This window comes from Acidobacteriota bacterium, assembly GCA_009861545.1.
In the GTDB taxonomy this organism is placed as follows: Bacteria; Acidobacteriota; Vicinamibacteria; order Vicinamibacterales; family UBA8438; genus WTFV01.
In genome coordinates, this window is sequence record VXME01000095.1 from 22,830 (window position 1) to 34,727 (window position 11,898).

10 protein-coding genes are annotated in these 11,898 nt (G+C 71.1%); 1 reads left to right on the forward strand and 9 read right to left on the reverse strand.

Going from position 1 to position 11,898, the window contains the following annotated elements:
• Positions 1–13: 13 nt before the first annotated feature.
• The 7 genes from nadA to F4X11_15680 form a co-directional block, all read right to left on the reverse strand.
• The gene (gene nadA, locus F4X11_15650; GenBank protein ID MYN66442.1) at positions 14–1,144 is read right to left on the reverse strand and encodes a quinolinate synthase NadA; all 1,131 of its coding nucleotides are present in this window, start codon (positions 1,142–1,144) and stop codon (positions 14–16) included.
• A 287-nt stretch (positions 1,145–1,431) separates the two neighbouring features.
• Positions 1,432–2,532 carry an aminofutalosine synthase MqnE gene (gene mqnE / locus F4X11_15655; protein MYN66443.1) on the reverse strand — a complete coding sequence of 367 codons (1,101 nt, stop codon included), beginning with the start codon at positions 2,530–2,532 and terminating at the stop codon, positions 1,432–1,434.
• 40 nt (positions 2,533–2,572) lie between these two features.
• Positions 2,573–3,067 (reverse strand): hypothetical protein, encoded by a 495-nt coding sequence (locus F4X11_15660; protein MYN66444.1) that lies wholly within the window; start codon positions 3,065–3,067, stop codon positions 2,573–2,575.
• A gap of 116 nt (positions 3,068–3,183) precedes the next feature.
• Positions 3,184–4,722 carry a trehalose-6-phosphate synthase gene (locus tag F4X11_15665; GenBank protein ID MYN66445.1) on the reverse strand — a complete coding sequence of 513 codons (1,539 nt, stop codon included), beginning with the start codon at positions 4,720–4,722 and terminating at the stop codon, positions 3,184–3,186.
• A gap of 51 nt (positions 4,723–4,773) precedes the next feature.
• Positions 4,774–5,097, reverse strand: coding sequence for an iron-sulfur cluster assembly accessory protein (locus F4X11_15670; GenBank protein MYN66446.1), 324 nt, complete (start codon positions 5,095–5,097; stop codon positions 4,774–4,776).
• A gap of 77 nt (positions 5,098–5,174) precedes the next feature.
• Positions 5,175–6,344: an aminotransferase class V-fold PLP-dependent enzyme gene (locus tag F4X11_15675; protein ID MYN66447.1), complete on the reverse strand. Its 1,170-nt coding sequence runs from the start codon at positions 6,342–6,344 to the stop codon at positions 5,175–5,177.
• Between the two features lie 78 nt (positions 6,345–6,422).
• Positions 6,423–6,938, reverse strand: coding sequence for an Rrf2 family transcriptional regulator (locus tag F4X11_15680; GenBank protein ID MYN66448.1), 516 nt, complete (start codon positions 6,936–6,938; stop codon positions 6,423–6,425).
• Positions 6,939–6,986: 48 nt separating this feature from the next.
• On the opposite strand from F4X11_15680, the gene F4X11_15685 reads away from it, so the two are divergent.
• The gene (locus tag F4X11_15685) at positions 6,987–7,418 is read left to right on the forward strand and encodes a hypothetical protein (GenBank protein MYN66449.1); all 432 of its coding nucleotides are present in this window, start codon (positions 6,987–6,989) and stop codon (positions 7,416–7,418) included.
• Here F4X11_15685 and F4X11_15690 read toward each other — a convergent pair.
• Together F4X11_15690 and F4X11_15695 are read right to left on the reverse strand one after the other, a co-directional pair.
• Positions 7,412–10,588: a c-type cytochrome gene (locus tag F4X11_15690; GenBank protein MYN66450.1), complete on the reverse strand. Its 3,177-nt coding sequence runs from the start codon at positions 10,586–10,588 to the stop codon at positions 7,412–7,414. The two genes, F4X11_15685 and F4X11_15690, sit on opposite strands and share 7 nt — an antisense overlap.
• A complete protein-coding gene (locus F4X11_15695) occupies positions 10,588–11,838 on the reverse strand; it encodes a Gfo/Idh/MocA family oxidoreductase (GenBank protein ID MYN66451.1) in 1,251 nt (416 codons plus the stop codon). The genes F4X11_15690 and F4X11_15695 overlap by 1 nt, the downstream gene beginning before the upstream one ends.
• Between the last annotated feature and the right edge of the window lie 60 nt (positions 11,839–11,898).

The window sequence follows — 11,898 nt, forward strand, 5'->3', positions numbered from 1 at the left end:
CTGGACCAAGCGTTCAGTGAATCTCCAGCATGCGGTCGAGCGCCACCCGCGTCCATTCCTTTTCGCGATCCGGCACGCTGATCCGGTTGTGGACGACGCCGTCGCGCAACGCGTCGAGCACCCACAGCAGGTGGTTCGGCGACACACGGAACATCGTCGAGCAAAGGCAGCCGATCGGATCCAGGGTCAGAATCGTGCGCTCGGGGGCCAGTCCGGCCGCCAGCCGGCTGACCAGATGAATCTCGGTGCCTATCGCCCACGTGGACCCGGGCGGGCTGCCGGCGACCCGGTCGATGATGTACTCCGTCGAGCCGCTGTCGTCGGCCGCCTGCACCACGTCCCAGGTGCACTCGGGATGCACGATGACCCGCACGCCGGGATGGGTGCGCCGGACGTGCTCCACCTGCGGCACGGTGAACCGGGTGTGCACGGAGCAGTGCCCCTTCCACAGGATCATGCGAGCGTTGCGCAGCGCGTCGGGATCCACCCCGCCGTTCGGCAGATCGGGGTCCCAGACGACCATCTCGTCGAGCGGCACTCCCATCCGCCAGGCGGTGTTGCGGCCCAGGTGCTGGTCCGGCAGGAACAGGATCTGCCGCCCGCGCGCCCATGCCCAGCGCAGCGTCGGCTCGGCGTTGCCCGACGTGCACACCACGCCGCGCCGCGCGCCGCAGAAGGCCTTGATGGACGCCGCCGAGTTGATGTAGGTCACCGGCACGACGTCCGCGGCGCCGAGGGCCTGCAGCTCGGCCCAGCAGCCCTCGAGTTGATCCGCGGCCGCCATGTCCGCCATCGAGCAGCCCGCCGCCAGGTCCGGCAGGATCACCTGCTGGTGCGGCGCGCTCAGCACGTCGGCGCTCTCGGCCATGAAGTGGACGCCGCAGAACACGATGTAGTCGGCGTCGCGCCGGTCGGCCGCCTGCCGCGCCAGCTTGAACGAGTCGCCGGTGCAGTCCGCGAAGCGGATCACCTCGTCGCGCTGGTAGTGGTGTCCCAGGATCAACAGGCGCTCTCCGAGGTCGGCGCGGGCCCGGGCGATCCGCTCGGCCATCTCGTCGTCGGAGAGTCCGAGATAGCGGTCCGGCAACGCCTGCCGCTCTCCGATCTGGGTCTTCTCGAACCGGGTCAGTTCCTCGACGTCCATCACCGCACTCCGCGCTCCAGCTTGTGAAACTTTTCTCAAGCGCGCGTCGAGAAAAGGCGCCGACCCGTCCGGTGAGTCGGCGCCAGCGTCCACCGAGAACGCCCGCCGCGCTGCTGGCTGTCAACGATGCCGCTACGCAGCGACCGTCAACTTTGTGAAAAGTTTCTCAAGCTCAGGTCATCAAAAAGGCCAGATCCCGAAGCGGAACCTGACGCTATCTTGAATCTTACCACGCATCCCCACCTGCCCGGTCGGCGCCGGAGTGCGCCCAGGCGCCGCGGCGATCCTCACGCCGGCTGCGAGACGACGTTGTACAACGTGTCGCGCTCCACCGGCTCCCGGCCGGCGACGCGGATGAGGCGGGAGATCTCGGCCGGGGTCATCGCCTCGGGGGTCGGGGCGCCGGCCATGTGGTAGATGCGCTCTTCCTGCACCGTGCCGTCGAGGTCGTCGACCCCGAACCAGAGGGAGGTCTGGGCCACGCCGACGCCGGTGGCGATCCAGAACGCCTTCACGTGCGAGAAGTTGTCGAGCATCAGGCGGGCAACGGCATGCACGCGCAGGGTGTCGGCGGCGGTGGGGGCCGGCAGCTTTTCCATCCGGTTGTTGTCGGGATGGAACGCCAGCGGAATGAAGGCCTGGAACCCGCCGGTCTCGTCCTGGAGGGCGCGGGCGCGCAGCATGTGGTCGACGCGTTCCTCGGCGGTCTCGATGTGGCCGTAGAGCATCGTCACGTTCGAGCGCATGCCGATCCGGTGGGCCAGCCGGTGGATCGCCAGATAGCGGTCGGCATCCGCCTTGTCGTGGCAGATCTTGCGGCGCACGCGCTCGGAGAAGACCTCGGCCCCGCCGCCGGGCAGCGAATCGAGCCCCGCGTCCATGAGATCGCGGAGGACCTGCTCGTCGGTCATGCTGTAGAGCTCGGCGAAGAACGCGATCTCGATCGCGGTGAAGCACTTCAGGTGGATCTCGGGCCGGATGCGCTTGAAGCCCCGCAGCAGCTCCAGGTAGTAGTCCCAGGGCAGATCGGGGTGCAGTCCGTTGACCACGTGCACCTCGGTCAGCGGCTGGTCGGCCCGCTCGCGCAGCTTGTCCCAGGCCTGCTCCAGGCTCATGGTGTACGCGCCTTCGTCGCCGGGCTGCAGGCGGGCGAAAGCGCAGAAGAGACAGCTGGCGACGCAGACGTTGGTCGCCTCCAGGCGGATGTTGTGGTTGAAGAACGTGCGGCCGCCGTGGCGCTTCTCGCGTTCCCGATTGGCCAGCCAGCCGACCGCCAGCAGGTCCGGAGCGTCGAACAGCCGAATCCCGTCCTCGATGTCGAGGCGGATGCCGCCGTCCAGCTTGTCGGCAACGTCCCGCAGCCCCGCCGAGGCAATCCGCGCGAACATTGGCTCCCCCGAAAGACAAGATGATTGCCGCGCGCCGGACTCAGGCGTCGTCGTCCTCGGACACGGCGTAGGGTGTCGAAGCCTGCCGGACGACGATGGTCATGCCGAAGAGAACGATCACGCCGGCCGCCGCGAGGGCCAGGTAGCCGCCCGGGGCCATCGTCGGATTCGGCGCCGCGACCGCGGTCCGGCTGCCCTGCACGATCGCGCGCGCCTGCGACTGCGCCCAGACCTGATCGGCGGTGGTCCGCTCCATCCACTGCTCGCTCACCAGGACGATCCCGAACGCCGCCAGCCCCACGAGCAGCAACGGGTGGCGCGAGTTCTTCCGCGTGATCACACTGAGAAAAGCGAGGACGGCGGCCAGGATCCCGAGCCCGAGGACCCATATCCCGGCGATGCTGGGGAGGCCGCCCAGACCGCGCTCGCCGACCAGCATCCACGGCATGAACGCACTGCCCGCGAGCACCAGCCCGGCGGACAGCGGCAGATAGTACGCGCGCATGCTGTGGGACAGAATCCCCGCGCCAGCCATCACGGCAGTCTAGGAGCTTGCGCCGTAGAATGCAACGCAGTGAATTCTGCCGCGCAAGCGCCTGGGGCGGTCGGGGCTGGGGCCGAACACGGAGCCCCGCGATGGGGTTGGCGGCGCTACGACGGTTGCGAGCCCGGCGGAATCCGCACGCGGCTGACGCTGCGCCGCTCGCGCTCGGCGGGGCGAACGCCCGGCGCCGGGGGCAGCGCCCGCGGGTTGAGCTGCTCGAGCCCTTCGAGGATGTCGGACGCCCACCCGAAGATGTCGCGACCGGCCACGATACGCCGCATCGCGTGCATGCGCCGTCGGCGCTCGTCGCGCGGCATGTCGATCGCCTGCTCTATCGCCGAGGTGAAGCCCTCGACGTCGTAAGGGTTGATGAGCAGCGCATCGTGGAGCTGCTGCGCGGCGCCGGCCATCTCGCTCAGGACCAGCACCCCGTCCTCGTCCTCCCGCGCCGCGACGAACTCCTTGGCCACCAGGTTCATGCCGTCGTGCAACGAGCTGACGACGCAAAAGTTCGCGAGGCGGTAGAGCGCCACGAGGCGCTTGATCCGGAACGACGACTTCCGGTAGCGGATGGCCCGCCCGGATCCGTGCCGCGCATTGATGTCGGCCACCTTGCGGTCGATCGCCTCGACGACGTCGACGTAGCTGGGTAGGCTGGAACGCGAGGGGACGCCGACCTGCACGAACGTCAGCCTGTCTCGCACGTCGCTGCGCCGCTCCAGCAGCAGCTCCAGGGCGTCGAGGCGCTCCAGAACGCCCTTCGTGTAGTCGAGGCGATCGACCCCGATACCTATCAGCGGCGTGTCGAGCCCCAGCTCCTGCCGCAGGCGCGCCTGCTCCGCCCCGAGCCCCGGGTCCTGCGTGATCCGCTGGATCCGGTCGTAGTCGACGCCGATCGGCACCGCCTTGACCGCCACGATCCGGTTGCCCATGCGGACGGTGTTGCGCGTCACCTCGAGGCCGCTCTCGCGGGCTGCGGCCAGGAAGTTGCGGCGGTCGCGATCGAGCTGAAAGGCGATGAGATCGTTCCCGATGAGGCCGGTCAGGATCTCGCGCCGCCAGGGACAGATGCGGAGCCGATCGGCGCTTGGCCACGGGATGTGCCAGAAGATGGCCGTCTTCACCCCCGGCTGGCGGCGGCGGAGCCTCCCGCCGACGAGCGCGAGATGGTAGTCCTGAATGAAGACGGGCGCCGACAGGTTCGGAAGCTCCCCCTCGATGACGTCGGCGAACCGGTCGTTGACCTGCTGATAGCGCTCCCAGTCCGGCTTGCGGAAGATGGGCCGTACGTGCGCCTCGTGGCACAGCGGCCACAGCCCCTCGTTCGCGAAGCCCTCGTAGTACTGCTTCGCTTCCTCCTCCGTCAGCCAGAGCCGGCGCAGGGTGTAGCCGGGACGATCCGGCGGAACGATCACGCGGTCGTGTTCGTCGACGACGTCCCGGTCCGCCTCGCCGGACCCGTGCGCGATCCAGACCCCGCCGCGTTCGCGCATCAGGGCGTCGAGCGCCACGGCGACGCCGCCGGTCGTCGGCGACCACTGAATGCTCCCGTCCCGGGCGCGGGTATGCTGATAGGGCTCGCGGTTGGACACGACCACGAGCGGCCGGCGCGGGCGGATCTCGGGTGTGTCGATTGTGGCGGACATGACTGCGCAACGGCGCTGGATGTCGGGCTCGCGCCGACGTCCGGCCCCCGGCTACACGTCGAACGACAGTCCGCACCCGCACTCGCTCTTCGCGTTGGGGTTGCGGAAGATCAACGACTGCCCGAGCATGGACGCATCGCAGTCGAGGACGGTGCCGCGCAGGTACTTGTAGCTCTTCGGGTCGACGAAGATCCTCATGTCGTCGGCCTCGAAGACCTCGTCGTCCGGCCGGGGTTCGGTCTCCCACCGGAACACGTAGCTGAAGCCCGAGCACCCGCCCGCCTTGACGCCGACCCGCAGCCCACCGTCGGCCACGCCGTCGTTCGCCATCGCGTCGCGGATCCGCTTCGCCGCCGCGGCAGTTACCTCAATCATCGTCGGGCGTTCCAGTGTACCCGATTGCCCGCGGCCGCGTCAGCGCGGCAGGCGGCTTCGGTCGGGCGCCCGCGGCGTCAGCGGGCGTGCGGCGACAGCTCCCGCAGGCGGGCGACGAGGCCGGCCACCTTGTCGACCGCGTAGTCGACGTCCTCCCGCGTCGTCGTGCGCCCGAGGCCGAAGCGGATGGAGGCGCGCGCGAGCGCGTCGCTGACCCCGATGGCGTTCAGCACGTGCGAAGGCTCCGGGTTCACGGACGTGCACGCCGCCCCCGAGGACACGGCGACGTCGTCGAGCCCCACGAGCAGCGACTCGCCCTCGATCCCGTCGAAGCTGACGTTGAGGTTGTGCGGCAGGCGCGCGGCCAGCGATCCGTTGACGCTCACGCCGTTCAGCCGCTCGCGCAGCCCCGCGAGAAGGCGGTCGCGCAGACGCCCCACGCGGGCGCCCTCCTCCTCCAGATCGGCCTGACAGATCGCGGCCGCGGCGCCGAAGCCGACGATGCCCGGCACGTTGAGGGTGCCGGATCGAAGACCCTGCTCGTGTCCCCCGCCGTCGACCAGCGGATCGATGGAGAGGCGCGGGCGGCGGCGGCGGACGTACAGCGCGCCGATGCCTTTCGGGCCGCACATCTTGTGGGCCGTGAACGAGAGCAGATCGACCCCCAGCGCCTCGACGTCGACCGGCACCTTGCCGACCGCCTGCGCCGCGTCGGTGTGCAGCACGATGCCGCGCGGCCGCGTCAGCTCCGCAATCCGCGCCACCGGCTGTATGACGCCGATCTCGTTGTTGGCCGCCATCACCGACACCAGCCGGGTGTGGGGCCGCAGCGCGCGCTCGACGTCGGCCACGTCGCAGAGGCCGTCCGGCGCCGGCGGCACGCGCGTCACTTCGACTCCCTCGCGCTCGAGCCGCCGGCACGGATCGAGCACGGCGTGGTGCTCGGTCGTCATCGTCACCACGTGCAGCGGCCGGCGCGGATCCGCCGCCACCACGCCCCGCACCGCGAGGTTGTCGGACTCGGTCGCCCCGCTCGTGAAGCAGATCTCCCGCGGGTCGGCGCCGATCAGCTCGGCGACCTGCCGGCGCGCCGCCGCCACCGCGTCGCGGGCGGTCCACCCGAACGCGTGGTGGCGGCTCGACGCGTTGCCGAAGCGCTCGGCGAAGTACGGCAGCATCGCCTCCACCACACGGGGATCGACCGGCGTGGTCGCGTGGTGATCCAGGTAAACGGGCAATTCGGGCATGGCGGGTTCCCTTCGGCCTTCCCGAAACCCACGGCGCCGGAGCGCGCCGCACGGGAGGCCTCCGTCCGGGGCAGGCTGTCAATCGGCAGCGGCAGGAACGGAGAAGGTCGACTCGGCGGGCCTCCGCACCACGGTGAGCGGCAGCGGCTCGGGCGGCTCGTCGCTGACCAGCTCGTTGACGGTGAAGGAAGCCAGCGATTGCACGATGCGATCCTTGAGCCGCCAGAGCGGATCGCGCACGTTGCACTTGGCGTACTGCTCGCAACTCTCGTCCTCGTCCGAGCAGGCGGTCACGAGGACCGGACCGTCGATGGCCTGGATCACATCGGCGACCGAGATCAGGGTCGCGGCGCGCGCGAGCTGGTAGCCGCCGCGGGTCCCCTGATGCGACGCGACGATCCCCGTTCGCACGAGACGCTGCAGCACCTTCGCCATCAGCTCGACGGGGATGTCGTAGCACCCGGCGATCTCGCGGGCATTGGACGAGCTTCCGGGCGCGCACGAAGCGAGGTGCTTCAGTGCGATGAGCGCGTAGTCGGCCTTCTTCGAAAATCGCAGCATGGGGTCCGCCGCGAACGCAGCGCCAGTCGTCATTCTAGATCGCGGCGGCCGGTGCGCCAAACGGATAGACTCGACAACTCCATGCGCCCGCCGCCACAGGACGTCGACCGGCACCTTCTCGCGCTGCGCCAGTCGGTCGCCGCGCTCCGCCGGCACGCCGAGTTGTCGCCCTGGAGGTTGCTTCTGGACGCCAGCCGCCGGAGATCCGTCGAACGCGGCCTGCAGCTCTACACCCGGAGCCTCATCGAGCTGACGCGCCGGATCGGCCCCGCCGCCAGCCGGAATCCCGCGGCCTATCCGTCGTCGATCGCGTGCCTGGTGGCTGCGAGGGTGCTGCCGTCGGACCTGGCGGAGCGGCTGGGGGACTTCGCCCCGCTGGGTGACGCCCTCGGCAAGGGCGGCGCCAGGCTCGGCCGCCGGCAGATGGCCACGCTGCTGGACGAGCACTTGGACGACTTCGACGAGCTGGCGGACCGCGTCGAGCGCTGGCTCGCGGAGCGCCGCCCTCAGTGATCGTGCTGCCGCAGATAGGCCAGCAGGTCCGCGAGCCCGGCGGCGTCGAGCCCCTGCTCGAGCCCGTCCGGCATCAGTGAGAGACCCTCCGCCCGGAACTCGCGGATGCGGCGGCGCGGCACGGTGTCGGTTTCGCCGTTCGCCCGCGCCAGCGTGACCGCGGCGTCGTTCTCGGCGGCCAGGATGCCGTTGAGCAGCTCGCCGTCGACGGTCTCCACCAGGTAGTTGGCGTACTCGGGCGCGAACGCGGCGCTCGGGTCGAGAATCGAGGTCAGCAGGTCCTCCTCTCCCCGGAAGAACGACATGTCCAGGCTCGGGCCGACCGGATGGCCGGCGCCGCGGAACCGGTGGCACTGGGCGCAGAGCGTCCGGAAATGCGCTTCCCCACGCTCGGCGCTGCCCCGTCGGCCGACCACCTGCGGAAGCCACTCGTCGACCACCGCCTGCCGGTTGCCGAACTCCTCGTCGGTGAAGAACGCGGCCGCCCGGGCGTGGATGTCCTCGGTGGACCGGCGCAGCAGCCGGCGACGCTGCCCGAAGTCGAGGTCCAGCTCGCCGGCGCGCAGGTCGCCGTTCTCCAGCGCCTCGATCAGGAGCACGTGGAACGGCTGGTTCCGCAGCAGCATGTCGAGCACGACGTCCTTGACCGCCGGCGCGTAGCGGCGCCAGCGGTCGAGCGTTCCGCCGCCGCGCGCCGGGTCGTCCAGACCGGCCACCGCGCGGGCCGCCTCGACCTGGAGCGCCGGCGGCGCCTGCGGCTCCATCAGCGCCAGCAGCGTCTCTGCGACCTGCGCCCAGGCGCCCAGGCCGAGCAGTGCGATCTCCGCGATCCGTGCCTCGACCGTCAGTTCCTCGTTCAAGGCGCGGACGCGGGCGCGCTCCAGGGCGCGGTCGACGGCGGGCAGGTCCGTCGCGCCGGCGGCGGAGACGACCCGCAACGCCGCCCGCACGATACCGGGGTGGCTGGAATCCAGGAGCCCGGATACGGCGCGCGCAGCCCGGCCGGCCGCGGCCGGCGGCGGCCCGGCCCGCTCCAGACCGTCGGCCAGGCCGTCGAGCAGCGCCGCCCGAGGCGCGTCCCCCTGGGCCGGCCGGACGGCCAGGTCGGACAGGCTCCGGATATCGTCCGCCCCGCCGGCGGCCACCGCCATCGCCGCGAGGTGGCGTACGGCGTCGAGCAGGCCGGCCTCCCGGTCGGGCCCGCCTCCGCCGCCATCCGTGTCGAGCAGGCCCCGCAGCACCTCCGCGTGGTCGTTCTCGATGGCGGCCAGCACCGCGTAGCGCGTCCAGTCGTACTGCGCGTCCTCCCGGAGCACCCGTTGCAGCGCGCCCCTCGTGCTTGCCGTGTTCACGCCGGCCAGCGTCAACACGGCCTGCATCCGGACGCGGGCGTCGGCGTCGCCGGCCAGTTGCGCGACCAGGTCCGCCGCGTTCGGATCGTCCAGGTGGTCCGCGGCCAGCACCGCGGCGCTCTCACGGACGCCGCCCGGCCCGCGCTGCACCGCGCCGCGGAGATCGCCCACCTGCAACGCATCGAGCCCCCGCAACGTCCATAGCGCGTGCAGCCGGGCCAGCGGGTCCCGGCCGTTGCGGAGCACGCGGCGGAGCGGTTGCACCGCGGACGCGTCCCGCCGCTCCACCAGGAGGCGCTGGGCCGTGTCGCGCCACCACTTGTTCGGATGGGCCAGGCTGTCCACGAGCGCCGGCGGATCGGCCCCGGCCAGCGCCGGACGCACCGGGGCCAGCCCGTCACGCGGCACGATCCGGTAGATCCGTCCCTTCTCGTCTCCGGCCCGCAGGTCGAGCGTCGCTTCGACCGCATCCGGGATCCACTCCGGGTGCTCGATGACCTCGCGGTGCATGTCGACGACGTAGAGCGCCCCTTCCGGCCCGGTCGCCACGCTGACCGGCCGGAACCAGTTGTCGCGCCCCGCCAGCAGCTCCACCCCCTCGGCCCGGCGGCTCGCCGTGAAGCTGGGACCGTCCGGCGTCAGCACGTCCTGGTGCACGACGTTGACCACCACGTCGTTGACGAAGAGGCTGTCCCGATAGGCCGCCGGCAGCGCGCCGCCGCCGTAGTACGCGATCCCGGAGCCGCCCGAGAAGTGCCCGGACTGATCCGGGTTGTTGACGCGGGTCTGGGCGTCGGACACCTGGAAGAGCTGCGCCGAGCTGCCGTGGTCCGAGATCATGTCGCGCGTGGTCGGCAGCACCAGCCACGGGTTGTCCCGCAGGTATCGGATCGGGAAGACCATGTGCTGGATGTGGTTTACGTTGTGGGTGCCGAACATCCGGCCCCACGCGTCGAAGGCGATGCCGTGTCCCCCCGTGGTCTCGAAAGACTGCTCCAGCGCGCCGGTGTCGGGCCGGAAGCGGAAGTCGGCGCCGCGAATCGAGACGGCCGCCTCGGGCCGGCCGGCCGGATGACCGCTGCCGTGGTTGCCGCCGTTGGCGGCGTAGACCCAGTTGTCGATGCCCCAGGTGAGCCCGTTGATGTTGTGCTGCGTGTTCTCGACCGGGAAGCCGGTGAACAGGACGTCGCGCGTGTCGGCCACCCCGTCGCCGTCCGGGTCGCGCAGGTGCAGGATGTCGGGCGGCGCGGTCACCAGCACGCCGTCGCGCCACGGCAGAACCGACGTCGGGTAGGGCAGCTCGTCCGCGAACAGCGTCCAGGTCTCGTAGTAGCCGTCGAGGTCCTCGTCGACCAGGCGCTTGACCCGGCCCACAGGCGGCGAGCCTTCCGGCCGCATCGGGTAGCCACCCATCTCGACCACGAACATCCGGCCGTCGGCATCGAACGCGACGGCTACCGGATCGACGACGGCGGGCTCCTCGGCGGCCAGCTCGAGACGGAGGTCGTCCGGCAACTGCGCGGTGGCGATGAACTCGTCCGGATCGAGCGACATGCCCCGGTCGTCGCCGTGCATGCATCCCGAAGCGGCAAGGACGAGCACGAGCAGCCCGAGAAGGAGAGTCGAGCAGTGCCGAACCCATCCCGGCGCCCGCACAGCGCTGGTCGAGGACGCATCTCGGGTGTGTTCGATCGAGGACCCGCGCAGCGCGGGCCGCTCGACTGCGGCGCCGCACTTGCGGGCTTCCCGAACACCGGCCGGACTGCAACGCGCGATGATCTGCATGAGTCCACCCCCGTCCCGACCGTCCAACCGCATCACCGCCTGCCCTGTCCCGTCCAGGTGCCCCGGGCCACCGCCGGCACGAACGCGTCGAGCCCGTCGGGCCGGAACGGCAGGGTTCGCCCCTGTTCGGCGCTCATGTAGGCGGTCATCAGCAGCTCGACCACCTCGACCCCGTCGTCGAAGGTCAGGTCCGGTGTCTCTCCCCGGAGGAACGCCCGGACCATGTGCCGGTTCTCCGCCGTGTAGCCGTACTCGGCCGTTTCGTCGACGACGACCGGCATCGATCCGACCTCGGCATTCTGCTTCTCGACCAGGTCCTCGCCCGCCGCGCCGCGCACCTCGCGGCTGAAGAACAGCTTCACGCCGCTGTCGAGCGAGTTGACGGCCAGCGAGTACTCGGGGCCGAGCAGCTCCATGCTCAGCCGCAGCCCGGCGCCGACGTAGCTCCACGACGTGCTCGCCTCGCCGATGAGCGGCGTCCCGTCGTCCGCCTCGTACTCGATGGTGACGCCGGCGAAATCCTCCGCGGGACGTGCCGCGTAGTCGACGGCGACTCCCATCGTCCGCCGCAGCCGGTCGCTGTACTCGGGCCGGCTCCACTTGAGGGATGCGATCCGGCCGGTCACGCGCCTTGGCCGAATGGACACGCGGGGCGCCCCGGGCGCCGTCAGCAAGTGCCGCACCACCTCCACCGAGTGGCACGCCATGTCGTTCAGCACGCCGCCGCCCTGCAGGTCGCCCCGCCAAAACCACGGGCTGTGGGGTCCGCTGTGCTCCTCGGCGGCGCGGGCCAGGTACGGCCGGCCGGTCAGGGCGGCGCCGCGACGCCAGATCAGCTCTCGGCCGCGGGTCACCGGCGGCGCGAAGATCTGGTTCTCCAGGTAGCCGTGCGGCAGGCCCGCCTGCTCGACGAGCGCGCGCATCCGCTTCGCCTCGGCGACCGTGCGCGCCAGCGGCTTCTCGCAGGCCACGCCGCGCAGTGTCGCGCCGGCCTTCACGGCGGCGCAGATCGCCTCCAGGTTCGCGACCCGCGCGTGGTTCGGTCCGCACAGCCAGACGGCGTCCACCGCCGGGTCGGCAACCATCGCCTCGATGGAGGGAAACGCGCGCGCCTCTCCCACATCCAACTCGCGCGCCAGCGCCGCCGCCGACTCGGCGTGCCCGGCGTTCGGGCTCCAGCAGCCGCGCACGTCGGCGTCGCGCACGCCGACCAGCGAGCGGATGTGAAAGCGGGTGATGAATCCGCTGCCGATGAAGCCGATGCCGAGCCGGGGGGAGGTCACGTCGCGGACAGGCTAATGCAGGGAAGCGGCGGGCTCAAGACCTCGCGGGCGAGCGGCGCG